This window comes from Rhodopseudomonas palustris, assembly GCF_007005445.1.
Taxonomy (GTDB): domain Bacteria; phylum Pseudomonadota; class Alphaproteobacteria; order Rhizobiales; family Xanthobacteraceae; genus Rhodopseudomonas; species Rhodopseudomonas palustris_G.
In genome coordinates, this window is the sequence record NZ_CP041387.1 from 1,397,591 (window position 1) to 1,415,254 (window position 17,664).

17 protein-coding genes and 2 riboswitches are annotated in these 17,664 nt (G+C 69.0%); of the genes, 5 read left to right on the forward strand and 12 right to left on the reverse strand.

Annotated features, from left to right (window positions below; genetic code table 11):
- Positions 1-8: 8 nt before the first annotated feature.
- From cobA to cbiE, 5 genes are read right to left on the reverse strand one after another with little or no spacing between them, the layout of a single operon-like run.
- Positions 9-758, reverse strand: coding sequence for a uroporphyrinogen-III C-methyltransferase (cobA, locus tag FLL57_RS06335; RefSeq protein ID WP_142882433.1), 750 nt, complete (start codon positions 756-758; stop codon positions 9-11).
- Positions 758-2,119: a cobyrinate a,c-diamide synthase gene (locus FLL57_RS06340; protein ID WP_142882434.1), complete on the reverse strand. Its 1,362-nt coding sequence runs from the start codon at positions 2,117-2,119 to the stop codon at positions 758-760. The genes cobA and FLL57_RS06340 overlap by 1 nt, the downstream gene beginning before the upstream one ends.
- Entirely contained in the window at positions 2,106-2,885 is a 780-nt protein-coding gene (cobM, locus tag FLL57_RS06345) for a precorrin-4 C(11)-methyltransferase (RefSeq protein ID WP_142882435.1), read from the reverse strand. The genes FLL57_RS06340 and cobM overlap by 14 nt, the downstream gene beginning before the upstream one ends.
- Positions 2,882-3,274, reverse strand: coding sequence for a cobalamin biosynthesis protein (locus FLL57_RS06350; RefSeq protein WP_142882436.1), 393 nt, complete (start codon positions 3,272-3,274; stop codon positions 2,882-2,884). The genes cobM and FLL57_RS06350 overlap by 4 nt, the downstream gene beginning before the upstream one ends.
- Positions 3,271-4,494, reverse strand: a complete 1,224-nt coding sequence (cbiE, locus tag FLL57_RS06355; RefSeq protein ID WP_142882437.1) for a precorrin-6y C5,15-methyltransferase (decarboxylating) subunit CbiE — start codon at positions 4,492-4,494, stop codon at positions 3,271-3,273. The genes FLL57_RS06350 and cbiE overlap by 4 nt, the downstream gene beginning before the upstream one ends.
- Between cbiE and FLL57_RS06360 the strand changes: the two genes are divergently transcribed.
- Complete coding sequence (locus FLL57_RS06360; protein ID WP_047309078.1) at positions 4,493-5,275, forward strand: cobalt-precorrin-6A reductase; 783 nt, start codon at positions 4,493-4,495, stop codon at positions 5,273-5,275. The genes cbiE and FLL57_RS06360 overlap by 2 nt on opposite strands.
- Here the strand turns inward: FLL57_RS06360 and cobJ are convergent.
- The 6 genes from cobJ to tcuA all read right to left on the reverse strand — a co-directional run bounded on the left by cobJ (position 5,242) and on the right by tcuA (position 10,742).
- Positions 5,242-6,003 (reverse strand): precorrin-3B C(17)-methyltransferase, encoded by a 762-nt coding sequence (gene cobJ / locus FLL57_RS06365; RefSeq protein ID WP_013503112.1) that lies wholly within the window; start codon positions 6,001-6,003, stop codon positions 5,242-5,244. The genes FLL57_RS06360 and cobJ overlap by 34 nt on opposite strands.
- Positions 6,000-6,728 carry a precorrin-2 C(20)-methyltransferase gene (locus tag FLL57_RS06370; protein ID WP_013503111.1) on the reverse strand — a complete coding sequence of 243 codons (729 nt, stop codon included), beginning with the start codon at positions 6,726-6,728 and terminating at the stop codon, positions 6,000-6,002. The genes cobJ and FLL57_RS06370 overlap by 4 nt, the downstream gene beginning before the upstream one ends.
- On the reverse strand, positions 6,725-7,354 hold the full coding sequence (locus tag FLL57_RS06375) for a precorrin-8X methylmutase (RefSeq protein WP_013503110.1): 630 nt from the start codon (positions 7,352-7,354) through the stop codon (positions 6,725-6,727). Before FLL57_RS06375 ends, FLL57_RS06370 begins: the two co-directional genes overlap by 4 nt.
- Positions 7,351-7,914: a hypothetical protein gene (locus FLL57_RS06380; RefSeq protein ID WP_013503109.1), complete on the reverse strand. Its 564-nt coding sequence runs from the start codon at positions 7,912-7,914 to the stop codon at positions 7,351-7,353. Before FLL57_RS06380 ends, FLL57_RS06375 begins: the two co-directional genes overlap by 4 nt.
- A 110-nt stretch (positions 7,915-8,024) precedes the next feature.
- A riboswitch (cobalamin riboswitch) is annotated at positions 8,025-8,227 on the reverse strand.
- 87 nt (positions 8,228-8,314) lie between these two features.
- Positions 8,315-9,451: a tricarballylate utilization 4Fe-4S protein TcuB gene (gene tcuB, locus FLL57_RS06385; RefSeq protein WP_013503108.1), complete on the reverse strand. Its 1,137-nt coding sequence runs from the start codon at positions 9,449-9,451 to the stop codon at positions 8,315-8,317.
- Positions 9,438-10,742, reverse strand: a complete 1,305-nt coding sequence (tcuA, locus tag FLL57_RS06390) for an FAD-dependent tricarballylate dehydrogenase TcuA (protein WP_013503107.1) — start codon at positions 10,740-10,742, stop codon at positions 9,438-9,440. Before tcuA ends, tcuB begins: the two co-directional genes overlap by 14 nt.
- Positions 10,743-10,888: 146 nt before the next feature.
- A riboswitch (cobalamin riboswitch) is annotated at positions 10,889-11,097 on the forward strand.
- Between the two features lie 204 nt (positions 11,098-11,301).
- Here tcuA and cobT point away from each other — a divergent pair.
- The 4 genes from cobT to cobF all read left to right on the forward strand — a co-directional run bounded on the left by cobT (position 11,302) and on the right by cobF (position 15,593).
- Positions 11,302-12,366: a nicotinate-nucleotide--dimethylbenzimidazole phosphoribosyltransferase gene (gene cobT / locus FLL57_RS06395; protein WP_013503106.1), complete on the forward strand. Its 1,065-nt coding sequence runs from the start codon at positions 11,302-11,304 to the stop codon at positions 12,364-12,366.
- Positions 12,363-13,133, forward strand: coding sequence for an adenosylcobinamide-GDP ribazoletransferase (locus tag FLL57_RS06400; protein ID WP_013503105.1), 771 nt, complete (start codon positions 12,363-12,365; stop codon positions 13,131-13,133). Before cobT ends, FLL57_RS06400 begins: the two co-directional genes overlap by 4 nt.
- Positions 13,134-13,219: 86 nt before the next feature.
- Complete coding sequence (locus FLL57_RS06405) at positions 13,220-14,794, forward strand: cobyric acid synthase (RefSeq protein ID WP_142882438.1); 1,575 nt, start codon at positions 13,220-13,222, stop codon at positions 14,792-14,794.
- A 31-nt stretch (positions 14,795-14,825) separates the two neighbouring features.
- The gene (cobF, locus tag FLL57_RS06410) at positions 14,826-15,593 is read left to right on the forward strand and encodes a precorrin-6A synthase (deacetylating) (protein ID WP_142882439.1); all 768 of its coding nucleotides are present in this window, start codon (positions 14,826-14,828) and stop codon (positions 15,591-15,593) included.
- A 44-nt stretch (positions 15,594-15,637) separates the two neighbouring features.
- Here the strand turns inward: cobF and FLL57_RS06415 are convergent, their stop codons facing one another.
- Positions 15,638-17,563, reverse strand: a complete 1,926-nt coding sequence (locus FLL57_RS06415; RefSeq protein ID WP_142884175.1) for a sigma 54-interacting transcriptional regulator — start codon at positions 17,561-17,563, stop codon at positions 15,638-15,640.
- Positions 17,564-17,664: the final 101 nt, after the last annotated feature.

Consider the following 17,664-nt stretch of genomic DNA (forward strand, 5'->3'; position numbering starts at 1 on the left):
GCCGGTTCTCAGCCTTCTTCCAGCGCGGCGCCGTACAGGATCATGCAGGGGCCGGCCGGCCGGTCGGCGGTGAGGCGAGCGGCAAGCTCGCTGACGGTGCCGCGTTCGACATTTGTGGTGTCGGAGCCGAGGCTCTCGACCATCACGGCCGGCGTCGCTGCGTCCAAGCCTCGGGCGATCAGTTGCGCCACGAGGGCCGGGAAGGTGGCCTTGCCCATATAGACGCAGGTCGTTGCCGTCGCGTCCGCCAGCGCCGCGAGGTCGAGGTCGCGCGGTAGGCGGCCGTCGACATCGTGGCCGGTGACGAACTGCACCCGGCGGGCGACGCCGCGCTTGGTCAGCGACGCGCCGATCGCAGCCGCGGCGGCGGTCGCGGTGGTGATGCCGGGGACGATCTCGACCGCGATGCCGGCGTCGCGCGCCGCGCGCAGCTCTTCGTCGGCGCGGGCGAACAGGGTCGGATCGCCGGCCTTCAGCCGCACCACATGCTTGCCGCGCAGCGCGTAGCTGATCGCGAGGCGGCTGACTTCATCCTGGCGCGGCGAGGGATGGCCGGCGCGCTTGCCGACGGCGACGAGCTCGGCGTCGGGATCGAGATAGGCCATGAAGTCTTCGCCGGCGAGATCATCGTACAGCACGACGTCGGCGGCTTGCAGCCGCTTGATCGCGCGCAGTGTCAGCAGGTCGGCATCACCCGGGCCGGCGCCGACCAGCGTGATGCGGCCGGGTGCAGCGGCGCTTTCGAAAAAGTTGGACATCAGGCGATCGCCTCCTCGGCGACATCGATCAGATGGAAGAAGGTGCCAGTGACGTGGCCGCGCCGGCTGCCGGTCTCATCGGTGAGCTGTCCGGCGGGATCGCGGATCTCGGCGAGCGGATCGTCCGCCACGGTGACGACGCGGGCGTAGTGATATTCATGGCCGCGCAGCACGCTGCCGGCGGCGTACCCGGCGGCGGCGGTATGCAAGGTTGCGCGGCGGTAGCCGAGATGCAGCTTGCGGGTGGCGAAGTCGGTTTCGAGGCCGAGTAGTCCCGCCATCGCATGGCGCGTGCCGTCGGCATCGATCAGGCCGGCACCCAGCGTCATGTAGCCGCCGCACTCGCCGTGCACCGGGCGGGTTTCTGCAAACGCGCCGAGCGCTGCCTTGAACCGCGTCGCCGCTGCCAGGCGTCCTGCGTGCAGTTCGGGATAGCCGCCAGGCAGCCACGCGGCATCGCAGGACGGATCTGGGCCCTCGTCGTTCAGCGGCGAGAACGGCACGATCTCGGCGCCGGCCGCGCGCCAGCCGGCGGTGAGGTGCGGATAGATGAAGGAGAATGCATCGTCGTGCGCCAGCGCGATGCTCTGACCCGGCGGCGGCAGTGGCCGGATCGACGATGCGATCGGGCGCGCCGGCTGCGCGGCGCGGATCAGGGCGTCTAGATCGATGCCGCGCACGGCGCTGTCGGCGAGTTGCTGCAGGCGGGTGTCGAGCCTCGCGGTCTCGCGTGCCTGCACCAAACCGAGATGGCGGTTCTTCAGCGTGAGATCGCGCTGTCGCTCAAAGCTGCCCAGCACCGGAATGTCGTGCGCGGCGAAACCGTCGCGGACCAGCGCTTCATGGCGCGGGCTGGCGACGTTGTTGAGGATGACGCCGGCGATGCGCACATCGCTGCGATAGCGGGCGAAGCCGAGCGCCAGCGCGGCGGCCGATTGCGCCTGGCCTGCGACGTCGATCACCAGCACCACCGGCCAGCCGGTGAACGCGGCGATATCGGCGGTCGCGCCGTTGCCCCAGGCGCCAGATGCGCTGCCGCCGTCGAACAGCCCCATCACGCCTTCGGCGAGGCAGAGGTCCGCGCCGGCCGCGGCATCGAGCAGGGAGGTGATGTGGTCCTGGCCGAACGCCCAGGAATCCAGATTGTAGCAGGGCCGACCGGCGGCGATCTCGTGGAACGCCGGATCGATATAATCGGGCCCGCATTTGTACGGCTGCACAGTGAGGCCGCGGCGGCGTAGTGCCGCGTTCAGCGCCAGCGTCACCGTCGTCTTGCCGCTATTGGTCGACGGCGCCGCGATGATCAGCCCCGGCGGACGGCCGTTCGTCGCTGTTGGAAGTACATGATCAGTCACGGTCACGGCCGTCCTCCGCCGAGCGGCGATAGCGGCGGTCGTAGTCGGGGGCGTACAGCGAGCTCTCGCGGAAATCGGTGGCGGCGAGCGACGGCCCGACCAGGATCAACGCGGTGCGGTCGATGCCTTCGGCTGCGACCTGCGCGGCGATCGAGCTGAGCGTGCCGCGGATCACCTGCTGTTCCGGCCAGCTCGCGCGCACCACTACGGCGACCGCGCCGTCGTCGCCGTAATACGGGCGCAGCCGTTCGACGACGTCGGGAAGGACGTGGATCGACAGATGGATCGCCAGCGTCGCGCCGGTGGCTGCGAAGGCTTCCAGCGTCTCGCGCGGCGGCATCGCCGAGGCGCGGCCCGAGGTGCGCGTCAGCACCACGGTCTGCGCGACTTCCGGCAACGTCAGTTCGCGGCCGAGCACGGCGGCGGCCGCCGCGAACGACGGCACCCCGGGCGTAACGGTGTAGGGGATGCCGTACTGCTCCAGGCGGCGGATTTGTTCGCCCATCGCGCTCCACACCGACAGGTCGCCGGAATGCAGCCGGGCGACGTCGTGGCCGGCTTCGGTAGCGGCGACGAACTCCGCGGTGATGGCGTCGAGGTCGAGCGGGGCGGTGTCGACGACGCGCGCGTCCTTCGGGCACAGCGCCACGATCTCGCGCGGGACTAACGAGCCGGCATAGAGACACACCGGGCAGCGCATCACCAGATCGCGGCCGCGCACGGTGATCAGATCGGGCGCGCCGGGGCCGGCGCCGATGAAGTGGACGGTCATGGCAGCGGCTCCTCGATCGCCACCGCGGCCGTCGCGAGGCGATCCTGTGAAATCAAACGGGATACGATCAGCCGCGCCGTCGGTCCGGCGGCGGCGAGCGCCGCGGCCTCGCAGACGCTGCCGACACCGCGGTGATGTGCGACCACGGCAGACGACGTCGTGATACGCGCGGTGGCTTGTTCGAGCGCAGTCGCATCGATCGGCAAGATGGGGAGAGCGGTGGTGGTTGCGGCCTCGCGCAGGCCGCTGTGATCGGCTTTGTCCGCAGCGGTTGCCAACGCCGATGGCTGGTGCGGATTGGCGGCGCGGCGCGCAGTCTCGATCACGTCGATGATCGCCGATGCGGGGGCGGCGGCGCGGAAGCCGATGCCGATGACGACCGCGGTCATTTGCGGACGCTCCATTGCACCACCGGCATCGCCGCGCGCCATCCGGTGAGGCCGCCGACCGGCGCGGCGCGCTCGACGCCGAGCCGCAGCAATTCGCCGCCATGACGGCGGTGCCAGTCGATCAGCAGCGCTTCGGTCTCCAGCGTCACCGCATTCACCACCAGCCGGCCGCCCGCGGGCAGCGCCTGCCACACCGCGTCCATCACCCCCGGACGGCTGGCGCCGCCGCCGATGAACACCGCGTCGGGCGTGGGGAGGCCGGCGAGCGCCTCGGGTGCTGCGCCGAGCCGCAGATCGAGCTGCGCCACGCCGAGCGCCTCGGCATTGGCGCGCGCGGTGGCGAGCCGGTCGGCGCGCGTCTCAATCCCGATCGCGCGATTGCTACGCGCCGCCAGCAGCCATTCGATTCCGATCGAGCCGGCGCCGGCGCCGATATCCCACAGCAGCTCATGGCCGCGCGGCGCCAGCGTCGACAGCGTCACCGCGCGGATCTCGCGCTTGGTGAGCTGGCCGTCGTGCTGAAACAGCTCGTCCGGCAGGCCGCTGACGCACGGCATGATCACGGCATTCGGCTCCGCGGCTGCGGCGATGCCGAGTGCGACTGGAGCGGTGACGTCGGGGAAAGCGAAGATCGAGGCGGTGGTTCGCCGCACGCGCTCGCGCGGGCCGCCGAGTGCTTCGAGCACGGTGAGTTCGGACGCGCCGAAACCGTTCGCCGCGAGATACGCGGCGATCTCGCCGACCGCGGCGCCGTCGCGCACCAATACGATCAGCCGCGCCTGCGGGCGGAGATGCGGACGCAGCGTCGCGACGGGGCGCGCGTGCAGGCCGAGCGTCACCGCGTCTTCCAGGCGCCAGCCGAGCCGCGCAGCGGCCCAGGCAAAGGTCGATGGCGCCGCCACGGCGGTCCATTCATTTGCCGCGAGATGATCGGCCAGCACCGATCCCGCGCCGTGCCAGAACGGATCGCCGGAGCACAGCACGGCGACGCGGCGGCCACGCTGCGCCAGCACGTCGGGGAGCGAGGCCGCGAACGGCACGCGCCACGGCATTGTGGGCTTGTTCAATGCGGCGACGAGGGAGAGATGGCGATCACCTCCGACGATCAGCTCGGCGGTGTCCAGCAGCGCCCGTGCGCGCGCCGACAACCCCTTGAGGCCGTCCTCACCGATTCCGACGATGGACAGCCAGGGCTGCGTCGTGTCATCGCTGGTGATCATGACGCTCCCTTCATCGCATCGCTCGCGCGTATTGATCCTCGGCGGCACTGCCGATGCCTCGGCGCTCGCCCGGGCGATCGCCGCCGAGCCGGCCGTCGACGCGGTGCTGTCGTTCGCCGGCCGTACCGATCACCCGAAGCCACCGCCGATCCCGTTTCGCGTTGGTGGCTTTGGCCGCATCAGCGGCTTGGTCGATTACTTGCGCGCCGAGCGGATCGAGCGCGTCGTCGATGCGACGCATCCATTCGCGGCGCAGATGAGCCGCCACGCGGTGATCGCCTGCGCCGAAGCGGGCGTGCCGCTGTTGGCGTTGGAGCGGCCGGCGTGGCAGGCGGTCGCCGGTGATCGCTGGGTCGATGTCGAAGATCTCGCTCAGGCGGTGAGCGCGCTCGGCGCAGCGCCGCGGCGGGTGTTTCTCGGCATCGGCCGCCAGAACCTCGAGCTGTTCGCGGCGCAGCCGCAGCACGCCTATCTGGTCCGGCTGGTCGATCCACCGCGCGGGCCGCTGCCGTTGCCGAATGTCGATATCGTGGTGGCGCGCGGACCGTTCGATCTCGCCGGCGACCGCGCGCTGCTGCGGGCGCACCGCACCGAGATCGTCGTCGCCAAAAATGCCGGCGGCGATGCGGCTGTTGCCAAGATCACCGCGGCGCGCGAACTCGGGCTGCCGGTGATCATGGTGAAGCGGCCCGCGGTGCCGGATCGGCACTGCGTCGCGACGGTCGCCGATGTGATGGCCTGGCTCGGTCACGACACCGCTCCGGAGAACCGCGGGGTGTAGACGAAAGCGGCGCCGCTGCGACGCGGAATGATCCGGGTCTGCGACGAGCCGATCATCACCAGCGTGCGCATGTCGGCGCGTCGCGGCACCGCCTCGCCGAGCGGCGCCACGTCGATGCGTTCGCGTGGATCGCTGATAGCGGTCGCAAAGATCACCGGCACGGACGCGGGATGGATGGTGCGCAGCAGCTCGAAGGCGCGGCCGAGCTGCCACGGCCTGGCCTTCGAGATCGGGTTGTACAGCGCGATCACGAAATCGGCCTCCGCTGCGGCGCGCAGCCGCTTCTCGACGGTCTCCCACGGCTTGAGATTGTCCGACAGGTTGATCGCGCAGAAATCGTGGCCGAGCGGCGCGCCGATCCGCGCCGCGGCGGCGAACATCGCGCTGATGCCGGGCAGGATGCGGATGTCGAGCTCGCGCCACGACGGATCGCCGGCTTCGATCGCTTCGAACAGCGCCGCCGCCATCGCGAACACGCCGGGATCGCCGGAGGAGACGATGACGACATGGCGACCCTCGGCCGCCAGCCGCAGCGCGAAGCCGGCGCGATCGAGCTCTTCGCGGTTATCAGACGCGTGCCGCTGCAAGCCTTCACGCTCAGCGACGCGCGCCACATAGGGCGCGTAGCCGACGATGTCGGTGGCGCGCGCCAGCGCTGCGCTGACTTCGGGGGTGATCAGTTCCTGCGCGCCGGGCCCGAGGCCCGCGACGACGACAGATCCGGTCATGGCCGTCGTCCCTGTCCGTGGACCAGCACGATCGAGAAGTAAGGCGCGTCGTCGGTGGTCTTGTCGGCGAGCGGCATCACGACCTGATCGTCCATCGCGCCGCGCTCGACATAGATCGCGCGATCGAGCAGGCCGGCGTCGTCGAGCGCGCGGCGCACCTTCGGCAGATTGCGGCCGAGCTTCATGATCACGATTGCATCGCCGGTGGCGAGCGCCGCCTTCAGCCGCGCTGGTCCGAGCGTTGCCGGCACCACGCAGAGCACGTCGTCGCCATAGGTGATCGGCGTGCCGCTCGCAGTCCAGCATGCCGCCATGCCGGAGATGCCCGGCACGACTTCGACGCGGATGCGCGGCGCCAGCCGGCTGTGCAGATGCATGAACGAGCCGTACAAAAAGGGATCGCCTTCACACAGCACGACGACGTCGCGGCCTTGCGCGATGTGGTCGGCGAGCCGCGCGACGCATTGTTCGTAGAAGCTGCGCAGCGTCGCCGCATAGGCCGGATCGTCGAGTGCGATCTCGGTCGTCACCGGATAGTCCATCGGTTCTTCGATCACGCCCTCCGGCAGCAGGCCATCGGCGATGCGGCGGGCGTGGCCGGGGCGTCCGGCTTTGCGGAAATACGCCACCACCTTGGCGCCACCGATCAGCCGCGCAGCGCGGACGCTCATCAGGTCTGGTGCGCCTGGGCCGACGCCGACGCCGTAGATCGTCGGTGTGCTCATTCGCGTTCGCTCGCCAGCGCGTTGATCGCCGCAGCCGTCATCGCGCTGCCGCCGCGCCGGCCGCGCACGATCACGCAAGGCGAGGGTGAGTCCGTCAGCAGCGCGTCCTTGGATTCGGCGGCGCCGACGAAGCCGACCGGGATGCCGATAATGGCCGCGGGCCGCGGTGCGCCGGGCTCGGCGAGAATTTCGAGCAGGCGGAACAGCGCGGTTGGCGCGTTGCCGATCGCGACCACAGCGCCCTGCATCCGGTCGCGCCACAGATCGACGGCGGCGGCCGATCGGGTGGTGCCGAGCTTTGCAGCGAGGGCAGGAACGTCAGGATGGTTCAGCGTGCAGATCACTTCGTTGTCGGCCGGAAGCCGCTTGCGGGTGACGCCATTGGCGACCATCTGCGCGTCACACAGGATCGGCGCGCCGGCCTGCAGCGCGGCGCGGCCCGCCGCGACGAAGTCGGGCGTGAACGCGATGTCGCCGGCGACTTCGACCATGCCGCTGGCGTGGATGATGCGCACCGCGATCTTCTCCTCGTCGGGCGTGAATCGATCGAGCGCGGCTTCGGCGCGGATGATGGAGAACGACTGACGATAGATCGCGTCGCCGTCTCGTTCGTAGGCGTAAGTCATCGGGCGGCGTCCTCGATCAGCTCGGGGAGAAGGGATGGGGGCTGCTCTGTGTCGGCGACCGCGCTGTCGCTTGAAGTCTCCATCGCGGAGATGCTGAGCCCCGCGGCGAGGGCGAACTGCATCAGGATGGCGCGTGCGGCATCGCCAGCACGCTGAATGTACAGCCTGTTCAGGCGACGGAGCGTCGTGGGGGGCAGGTTGGTGATCAGTTCGCTCGGAACACCGGGCTGCTCGCGAGAGCTGAGGACCGCGAAGGCTATCCGCCGGCTGCCGGCGAACGCGGTGATCGCTTCGACGGCTTCACGGCAAAGATCCGCCTGATCCGGCAGTACGATCAGGATCGCGCGCAGCAGCGACGAATCGAGCGAGCGATCACATGCCTGCGCAGCGAAGGAGGCGAGGTCGCTGGTGTGCAGACGGTCGGCGTCACCGGTCCACGCCTCAGCGAAGGCTGCCAGCGTCTCGGCGCAGGGCGACAGCACCGCGATCTCGGCGGCGTCCGGCGGAAGCGACGGCTGAGAACCGGCAATGACACCGGGATGGAGCGCAGTGGGCGGCATCGCGCCGAATCTCGTCGGTTGGCCATCGCGGGCGATGGCTCAAAACCGGCGAACGGACCTGCACTCCGGACCGCCGAAAGACATCCCGGGGCACCCCGCCCGAAACGACGTCATCATAGCAGGCGACGGCAGGTCTCCTGGCTCACGGGTCGTCGCCGATGCAGCCTTCCCGGAAGTTATCCAGTGGCGTGTTGCGTCGGCTCGCCGTTTACAGTTGCGGGGGCAGCTTCGGCTCGGCCGCTGCGGGCAGCGGCCTTCCGATATTCCCTCTTCGTCCTGTCGAGGACAGGACACCGTCGGCGCGCGATGTTTGGGACGGAAACGGCGAACTGTCAATCGACCTTCACGACCAGTTAGCCGGCATCCCGCGTCCATCAAATTCGCGCCAGCTTGATCAGGATCAAAGCGAGTCGCCCGAGGCGTCCGGAGCCCGCGCTGACGCGCGGCGGTTGCTGTCGATTGCGGCCCGCAGCAGCGCCGCCGCCCGGAACGGCGCGTGCAGCGCCTTGCTGAACGGCAGCGCGGCAAACAGGCCAAACACCAGCCCGAGATGGGCGGTGAGCAGCGGCGCCATCGCGGGCGTGCTGCGGAAGCCGAGCACCGCAAGCCCGCTGGCGCCGACCAGGGCCAGCAAGACGAGAAACGCGAGGTTGAGCTTGGTCTCGCCGCGATCGCTCGGCGCGCGGTCGGCCCGCGCTTCCAGGCCCAGCAGTCCCACCGCGCCGACGGTCATCGTCACGCCGCCGACGAGCCCGAGCATCACCGGCAGGCTGGCGACCGGGTAGGGCGCCATCACGCCCAGCAGGTGATGATAAGCGGAAGCCGCGATCGTCGACAGGCCGCTGAGCACGAAGCCGCCGGCAGTCAGGTGATGCAAGATCCGGCGCCGCTGCGAGGTGCGCTCGTTATGGTCATGGCAGCCGGGACCGCCGCCGCCGAGATGGCGCAGCGTGATGATGTCGGAGAATGCGATCGGCAGCGCGCGCAAGATTTCGCTGATCGCCGTCTCCGGCGCGATCGTGCGCCAGTATCGCAGCGTCGCCAGCGTGACCGCGATCACTGCCCACGCGAAGGTGGCGCCCGCGAGCCCGGCCATCACCGGCCACGGCAGCACGCGATAGAACGCGCCTTCGCCAGCGTATGTCGTCCGTAATGCTTCTGGTGAGCCCGTGCCCAGCACCAGCGCGAAGGTGATCAGCAGCGCGAGCGCGACGGTGGCGGGCACGGCGAGCGATGAGGCGCGAAAGGCGCGACCGAGCGCGGGCGGCCACAGATGGTCGGCATAGGAGCGCTGCCGAAGATCGGCGAACGTCGCCGGCAGGTTGACGGCGAACGGATGTGGTGGTGCGTATTGGCAATCATGCCAGCAGCCCTGGCAGTTGTGGCACAGGTTCGACAGGTAGCTGACGTCGCTCAGGCTGAAGTTGTGCTTGCCGTCGATCGCTGGAAACACCGGGCAGAGCCCATCGCAATACATGCAGGCGCTGCAGATCCGCAGCACGCGCTCGGCTTCGAGCATCGGATCAGCCGCGGACATGGCGCGCTGCCTCCTCACCTGCGATCTGGCCGAATACTGCCGATAGGGTGATGCCGAGCCCGGCGAGATAGCCGCGGCGCAGCACATTCGCAGCCATGATCATGCCGGCCGCGAACAGGTCGTCGTGGCGGCGACCGTCGGCCTGGACCACCCGCATCGTTGCATCCACCTTGATGCCGTAGTGCACGAACGTCAGCCCCGGCCGCATCGGATAGGCGGCAAATGGTGGCTCCGCGATGGTACGCGCGGCGTTGGCCGGGGCGGCATTGAAGTCCTCGATGCTTTGCAACAGAGCCGTGGGATCGATCTGCAGCGCGGCAGCTAGTTCGCCGAGGTTCGGCGCAGTGACTGGCGCCAGGGCGGATGGCGCGGCACGGGCGAGGCCTTGGGTATCGAGCACCAGATAAGCGATCTGGCCTGGGCAGGCGGCGATCCTTGGTCCCCATTTGGCGTAGTGCGTCGGCTGGGATCCGGCCCCTACGACGTCGATGCGAGCACCGGATCGATCGACAACGACGCCGAGTGGAATCGACGTGATCCGGGTCACGATGCCGCCATCGAATTGCGGCCCGCGCGCATCGACCGGAACGACATGGCATGTAGTCGGATCGCCGATCGCACAGCCGCCGGCCCCGATCAGCAGATCGAGCAGGCGGCCGTCGGCATAAGGCGTGCCGCGGACCATCCAGCCCTCGGCAGTGCTGCCGAAATTGGCGCGCAGCCACGCCGGGTCGGCGCCCGCGCCTCCGGCGCAGACGACGACACTGCGCGTGCGGATTGGGGCGTCAGCGCCGGTGCTACGCACGTTGACGGTCCAGCCGCTGCCCTCGCTGTGGAGAATCGATCGGACCTCGCTGTCGTAGTTGATTGCGATGCCTAATCGCTCGGCAGATGCGTACAACGCATTGATCATTGCCTTGCCGCCGCCGAGCGGAAATGCGGTGCGGCGGGAATACGGCATCACCCCGGTGCCGGGCGGCTGCAGATGCACGCCGTGCTCGATCAACCAGCCAGCGATGCTGTATGAACGTTCGATCAGCGCCTCCGTGAGAACCCGGTCGGTCTCCTCACCGGTCACGCTGCGCAGCTCGGCGCGCAATTCATCCGCCGTATAGCGATCGGGGACGTAGTCGAGCGGCGTCTCGTGCGTCAGCCGGAAATTGCGACCGTGGCGCGCATTGCCGCCGCGCAAGGGCCGCGGTGCCGCTTCGAGCAAGCGCACCGCAGCGCCGCCTCGGCGCGCGGCGATCGCCGCGCAAAGACCGGCGATGCCGCCGCCTATCACCGTCACATCCCACAGCAAGATGCGGTCAATCCGGTCGAGATGATGCGCCTTCGTCGCTCGACAGCGGACAGGGAGGGCGCGGCTTGGTGGACCTTCGTCTTAGAGTGCGGCTCCGGGACGTTGTCAATCTTGCGCCGGCGGCATCGGCGTGCTGTGGTACTGCCTGCTTCGGTGCCCTTCGTTCGAAGGGTGAAACGGGAATGCGGTGCGGCGCGCAATCGCCAAATCCGCGGCTGCCCCCGCAACTGTAAGCGGACCGCTTCCGGTCACACCGCCACTGAGCACGGCGCAACAGCCGCTCGGGAAGGCGACCGGGACAATGTCCGCGAGCCAGGAGACCGGCCGAAGTCCGAAAACCATGCCATTCGACGGTGGGTCGAAGAAGGACACAGCCATGCCGCACCAACCGCCGACCTGACGCGCCTCCGCTTTCGCGGAGAAATTCCTTCGTCGCCCGAACGAACCAGCGTGCGCCCGGCTTAGCTGTCGCCGCCGCAACCGTCGTTTGCACGTCCTGGCTGCCCCGCAGAAGCGGTGGCAGAGCATTCCGATTGCCGAGCTTCCGATGCACGCGCCTTTGCTCGATCCACGTATCCTGTCCGTTCCGCCGGTCAATCACGCCCATGAGTCCGAGCTGCGAGCCCGGCTCGATGGCAAAGCGAAGCCGCCGGGCTCGCTCGGCCGGCTCGAAGAACTCGCCGTGCAGCTCGGGCTGATCTGGCATCCGGCGCCGCCGCGGGCCGAGCGTGCGGCGGTGTTCATCTTCGCCGGCGATCACGGCCTCGCCGCCGACCGGGTGTCGCCCTATCCGGCGAGCGTGACCCGCGCGATGGTCGAGGCGTATCTGGCGGACTGCGCCGGCGTGAACGTTCTGGCGAAAGCGGCGGCGACCGAGGTGCGGATCGTCGACGGTGGCATCGATGCCGAGATGCCGCCACATCCCAAGCTGATCGATCGCAAGATCCGGCGCGGCACCCGCAACGCCCGCCACGAACCGGCGATGACTCATCAGGAAGCGGCGCATGCGATCACGGCGGCGGCCGAGCTGGTGCGCGAGGATATCGCGGGCGGGCTCGACATCGTTGCGATCGGCGAGATGGGGATCGGCAACACCACCTCGGCGGCGCTGATCACGCACGCGCTGACAGGCGAGCCGATCTTTGATTGCGTCGGTCGCGGTGCCGGGATGGACGATGCCGGCGTGGTGCACAAGCGCGCCATCGTCGAGCAGGCCGCGGCGCGGGCGCAGCCCACGGCACCGCTCGACGTGCTCGCCGAGTTCGGCGGCTTCGACATCGCGATGATGGCCGGCGCGGTGCTCGGCGCCGCGGCCTCGCGGCGGCCGGTTGTCATCGACGGCTTCATCGCCAGCGCGGCCGCGCTGCTCGCGGTGCGGCTGCAGCCCGCCGCGCGCGACTACTGCGTGTTCTCGCATCGCTCGGCCGAGCGCGGCCACCGGGTGCTGCTCGACGCGATGCAGGCGACGCCGTATCTCGACCTCGGCCTGCGGCTCGGCGAGGGCACCGGCGCATTGATGACCGTGCCGCTGCTGCGCGCCGCCGCCGGCATTCTCAACGATCTCGCCGCGCTGTCGGATGTGCTGGCGGGCCGGATCGGACCCTGCGCGTGAGCCGGCAGTTCCAATCCCTGCTCAACGCCGTGCAGTTCATGACGCTTGTGCCGACGCCGCGCACCGCGCAATTTAACGACGACTGGCTGCTGAGCGCATCGAAGTACTTCCCGCTGGTCGGCGCCGGGATCGGCTTGGTCTGTGGCGGAGTCCTGCTCGCCGGCTCGCTGATCTGGTCGGGCGTGGTGCCGGCGATGATGGCTGTGGCGGCGGGGGCGGCGCTCACCGGCGCGCTGCACGAAGACGGCATCGCCGACACCGCGGACGGCCTGTTCGGCGGCAGCACTCGCGAGCAGCGCCTGGCGCTGATCAAGGACAGCCGCCTCGGTCTCTATGGCGCAGTGGCGCTGGTCCTCAGTTTTGCGATCCGCGTCGCAGCGCTGGCGAGCCTGCCGCCGTGGCTCGGCGTCGCCACTTTGGTCGCCGGCTATAGTCTGGGGCGTACCGGCATCGTCGCGGCGATGTCGGCGCTGCCTTATGCCGGCGACGCCGCCACCGGCAAGCTCAGCTATCCGACGCGCGCGATCAGTCGCGCGGGCTGGTTCGGACTGGCTGCCTTCAGCATGCTCGGCGCGCTGTGGCTGATCATGCTCGATCCGCCGGCGGCAATCGTCGGGCTGTTGGCCGCTGGCATGTTCGGCCTGGCCGCGCCGTGGATCGCTCTCCGGCTGATCGGCGGCTACCGCGGCGACGTGCTCGGCGCCACCGAACAGATGATCCAGATCGGCCTGTTGCTCGGTGTCGTCGCGATGGCCGGCCATGGCTGAATGATGCCGCAGCAGCCGATCAGTTCCGACCGTAGGCGTACGCGCCCGCGCCGCTTCCCCTCAACTCCATGCCATCGAGTGGTTTCATGACCGACGCCCATGTCGAGGAGCTCATCTCCCGAATCCAGTTCACGCCGCGCACGACCACCGGCCCGCGGCGTGCCCGCTCGCTGATGATCCAGGGCACCAGCTCGGATGTCGGCAAGAGCATGGTGGTCGCCGGGCTGTGCCGCGCCTTCACCCGGCGCGGGCTGGTGGTGCGTCCGTTCAAGGCGCAGAACATGAGCAACAACGCCGCGGTGGCCTCCGATTCGGATCTGCCGGCCGGTGCCGACGGCGAACAGATCCGCGGCGAGATCGGCCGCGCCCAGGCGCTGCAAGCGCGCGCCTGCCGCGTGGCGCCGTCGATCCATATGAACCCGGTGCTGCTGAAGCCGCAGTCGGAGGTCGGCGCCCAGGTGGTGCTGCGCGGTCGCGTGCTCGGCAACTGCCCGGCGCGGATCTATCACCACATGCGGCAGCGGCTGATTCCGGCGGTGGTCGACAGCTTCGAGCGGCTCACCGCCGAAGCCGATCTGGTGCTGGTCGAAGGCGCCGGCAGCGGCGCCGAGGTGTACTTGCGCGCCTCCGACATCACCAACATGCGGTTCGCCGAGGCGGCCGATCTGCCGGTCGTGTTCCTGTCCGACATCGACCGCGGCGGCACGATGGCGGCGCTGGTCGGCAGCTACGTGCTGCTGAGCGACGGCGACCGCGCCCGCGTCGTCGGCTATCTGATCAACAAATTCCGCGGCGATTTTTCGCTGTTCGAGCCGGGCTGCCGCACCATCACCGAGCAGACCGGCTGGCCGTTTCTCGGCGTGCTGCGGTGGTTTCCCGGCGCCGACCGGCTGCCGGCAGAAGACTCGCTGGCGCTGGAGCGCGCCGCAGCGGCGAGCCGAGGCCGGCTCAAGATCGCGGTGCCGCGGCTGCAGCGCGTTGCCAATTTCGACGACCTCGATCCGTTGGTGGCCGAGCCCGACATCGACCTGCAGTGGATCCAGCCGGGCTCGCCGATTCCGGCCGATGTCGACGTCGTGGTGCTGCCGGGTTCGAAAGCGACCCGCACCGAGCTCGATCTGATCCGGCGCGAGGGCTGGGACATCGACATTCACGCCCACGTCCGCCGCGGCGGCCGCGTCGTCGGCCTGTGTGCGGGCTTCCAGATGCTTGGCCGCGTGGTGCGCGATCCCCAAGGCATCGAAGGGCCGGCCGGCGAAACCGCCGGGCTCGGGCTGCTGGACATCGAAACCGAAATCTCCGGCGACAAGCGCCTGATCGAGATCGATGCAGTCGACCGGATCAGCGGATGCCGTGTCGTCGGCTACGAGATGCATATGGGCCGCACCACCGGGCCAGGTTTGGCGCGGCCATGGCTGAAGCTCGCGGAAGGCGGCGCCGAGCGGGCTGAAGGCGCCGTTTCGGTGGACGGCCGCGTCAGCGGCGGCTATCTGCACGGCATCTTCGGCGGCGATGCGTTCCGCTCCGCCTGGCTGGCCCAGCTCGGTGCCGCGTCGTCCGGGCTCGATTTCGAGCGCCGGGTCGAGGAGACGCTGGACGCGCTCGCCGATCATTGCGAAAGCAATCTCGATCTCGACGCCTTGCTGGCGCTGGCGCGGTGACGCGGCGTTCGCGTGGCGGAATAGGACGACGATGCGGAAGATCTTGTTGATCGGAATCGGGCCGGGCGGTCCGAACTACCTGACCGTTCAGGCGGTCGAGGCGCTGAACCGCGCCACCGTGTTCTTCATTCCCGACAAGGGCGACGAAAAGGCCGAACTGCGCCTGGCGCGCGAGCAGATCTGCGAACGCTTCATCACGGTGCCGGGCTATCGCTTCGTCACCATCGACATTCCGAAGCGCGAGGCGCAGCCGGAGGACTATCGCGCCACGGTGGATGATTGGCACGCCCAGATCGCGGGCCGCTTTCAGCAAGCAATGACCGCGCAGCTTCCGGACGGCGGCTGCGGCGCGTTTCTGGTGTGGGGCGATCCGTCGCTGTACGACAGCACGATCCGTATTCTCGACCGGCTACGCGCACGCGGCATGGCGATCGACTATGAGATCATTCCCGGCATCACCGCGGTGCAGGCGCTGACGGCGCGTCACGGTATCGCGCTCAACGGCATCGGCGAGCCCGTCACGGTCACGACAGGGCGCAAGCTCGCTGCCGCCGGGCGCTGGTCCGGCGAAACCACGGTGGTGATGCTCGACGGCGAGGAGACCTTCGCCAAGATCGACGCCGCTGGCGCCGAGATCTTCTGGGCCGCCAATCTCGGCATGGACGACGAAGTGCTGATCGCGGGCAGGCTTCCGGGGATCGCGTCCGAAATCCAGCGCGTCCGCCGCCAGGTGCGCGCCGCCAAGGGCTGGGTGATGGACATCTATCTGCTGCGCAAGGCGGACGGCGACGAGTCGTAAGACCGGCGCTCCTGCGCGCCTCTGATCGGCACTGATCCGGCCATTCACCCCTGGCTGCGCGGCGAGGTGATGCCCAGCGCCTTGATCCGCGACGCCAGCGTCGTCGGCTTCATGTCGAGCATCGCCGCCGCGCCGTCATCGCCGAACACCTTGCCCTTGCAGGCGCGCAGCGCCGCGACGATGTTGGCGCGTTCGAGGTTGCGCAAGTCCGATGCGGTCATCACGGCGGGCTGCGCGTCCGGCTTCTGGCGGCCGGTGCTGGCCGATGCGTGGCTGCTGGCCGATTCCGGCAGGTCGAAGCGGAGCCGGCCGTTCTGCGCCAGGATGGTGGCGCGCTCGATCACGTTCTGCAGCTCGCGGACGTTGCCCGGCCAGTCGTAGCGCATCAGCCGGCGGACGTCGCCCTGCGACAATCTGAGTTCCGTCTTCAGTTCGCGCGCCTCGTTGACGAGGAAATGCTGCGCCAGCAGCGGAATGTCCTCGCGTCGATCGCGCAGCGGCACCGACTCGATCGGAAACACGCTGAGCCGGAAATACAGATCTTCGCGGAAGCGGCCGCGCTGCACCTCGCGCTTCAGGTCGCGGTTGGTCGCTGCGATCAGGCGGACGTCGACATTGCGGGTGCGCTCTTCGCCGACGCGTTCGAAATTGCCTTCCTGCAGCACGCGCAGCAGTTTGCTCTGCAGCTCCAGCGGGATTTCGCCGACCTCGTCGAGGAACAGGGTACCGCCGTCGGCGAGCTCGAAGCGGCCGATGCGGTCGCGCACCGCGCCGGTGAACGCGCCGCGGGCGTGGCCGAAGAACTCGCTCTCGAACAACTCGCGCGGGATCGCGGCGCAGTTGACCCGGATCAGCGGCCGGTCGCGCCGGGTGCTGGCCTCGTGGATCGCGCGGGCAATCAGTTCCTTGCCGGTGCCGGATTCGCCGGTGATCAGCACGGTCGCGGCGGTCGGCGCCACCAGCTTGACCTGGCGCAGCGTGGTCTGGATCGCTTCGCTCTGGCCGATGATGCCGCGCGGATTGGTCTCGGTTCGGATTTCCTCCTGCAGGTAGTCGTTTTCGAGCTGCAGCCGTTCGCGCAGACGGTCGACTTCGGCGAGCGCGGCGTGCAGTTTCTCGTCCGCTTCGTGCCGCTGGCTGACGTCGCGGAACACCACCACCGCGCCGACCACCACACCGCTGCGGTCGTGGATCGGCGTCGAGGTGTATTCGACCCAGACCGGCTTGCCGTCCTTGCGCCAGAACACCTCGCCGTCGACGGTGTGCACCGCGCCGTCACGGAATGCGGCGTAGATCGGGCACTCCTGGCCAGGATAGTGCCGGCCGTCATGGTGGCTGTGATGCACCATCGCGTGCATCTCCGTGCCGACCAATTCATCAGCCGGCCAGCCGAGAATGAGTTCCGCGGCCGGATTGACAAAGGTGGTCTTGCCCTCGGCATTGACCCCGTAGATGCCTTCGCCGGCGGCACGCAGGATGAGCTGGTTCTCGCGTTCGATGTCCTGAAACACCCGTTCGATCCGCTGCCACGCCGGCAGCCCGTCGCGCATGTAGTCGTCGGCGACGGCGTCGACATAGCGCCGCCTGCGCTGCTCGAGATCGCTCATCGTCAGCAGCAGCAGCGACCGGCCATGATGGGACAGGCGCTTGCCGGCATATTCGAGCCGAAGCTGCGTGCCCCCGGCGTGGATCGGAGTGAGGGCATGGCTCCAGTAGGTCCCCTTGGCGAATACCGCCTGGGTGAACACCACCAGTGCCGGCAGTTGCGAGCCGTGCAGCGCGCTGAACTTGATCTGCAGCAGGGAGTCGTAGCCGTGGCCGAGCAAGTCGCAGGCCGCCTGATTGGCATCGACGATCTGGTCAAGTGTCGGGTCGATCAGCAGCACGGCCTCGATCGCGCCGTCGAACACCGCTGCGCGCAGCGCCGGATCGATCCTGGCCAGAGCCTGGGGCGGCAGCGAAAGGTCCATCGACACTCCGAAATCTCGTAACTCGACTACGAAAATCCGTATATTACGAAATCTCGTGCTCAACAATCCGCGCCAACCGTCGATAACGTCGCATGTTCGGC

What these genes read in the sequence shown, in the direction of transcription:
- cobF (WP_142882439.1), top strand. Translation starts at nt 14,826, where the DNA reads ATGCGGAAGATCTTGTTGATCGGAATCGGGCCGGGCGGTCCGAACTAC.
- FLL57_RS06375 (WP_013503110.1), bottom strand. Translation starts at nt 7,354, where the DNA reads ATGACTTACGCCTACGAACGAGACGGCGACGCGATCTATCGTCAGTCG.
- FLL57_RS06350 (WP_142882436.1), bottom strand. Translation starts at nt 3,274, where the DNA reads ATGACCGCGGTCGTCATCGGCATCGGCTTCCGCGCCGCCGCCCCCGCA.
- cobT (WP_013503106.1), top strand. Translation starts at nt 11,302, where the DNA reads ATGCACGCGCCTTTGCTCGATCCACGTATCCTGTCCGTTCCGCCGGTC.
- FLL57_RS06360 (WP_047309078.1), top strand. Translation starts at nt 4,493, where the DNA reads ATGACGCTCCCTTCATCGCATCGCTCGCGCGTATTGATCCTCGGCGGC.
- FLL57_RS06370 (WP_013503111.1), bottom strand. Translation starts at nt 6,728, where the DNA reads ATGAGCACACCGACGATCTACGGCGTCGGCGTCGGCCCAGGCGCACCA.
- FLL57_RS06380 (WP_013503109.1), bottom strand. Translation starts at nt 7,914, where the DNA reads ATGCCGCCCACTGCGCTCCATCCCGGTGTCATTGCCGGTTCTCAGCCG.
- cobM (WP_142882435.1), bottom strand. Translation starts at nt 2,885, where the DNA reads ATGACCGTCCACTTCATCGGCGCCGGCCCCGGCGCGCCCGATCTGATC.
- FLL57_RS06415 (WP_142884175.1), bottom strand. Translation starts at nt 17,563, where the DNA reads ATGGACCTTTCGCTGCCGCCCCAGGCTCTGGCCAGGATCGATCCGGCG.
- tcuB (WP_013503108.1), bottom strand. Translation starts at nt 9,451, where the DNA reads ATGTCCGCGGCTGATCCGATGCTCGAAGCCGAGCGCGTGCTGCGGATC.
- cobJ (WP_013503112.1), bottom strand. Translation starts at nt 6,003, where the DNA reads ATGACCGGATCTGTCGTCGTCGCGGGCCTCGGGCCCGGCGCGCAGGAA.
- FLL57_RS06405 (WP_142882438.1), top strand. Translation starts at nt 13,220, where the DNA reads ATGACCGACGCCCATGTCGAGGAGCTCATCTCCCGAATCCAGTTCACG.
- cbiE (WP_142882437.1), bottom strand. Translation starts at nt 4,494, where the DNA reads ATGATCACCAGCGATGACACGACGCAGCCCTGGCTGTCCATCGTCGGA.
- cobA (WP_142882433.1), bottom strand. Translation starts at nt 758, where the DNA reads ATGTCCAACTTTTTCGAAAGCGCCGCTGCACCCGGCCGCATCACGCTG.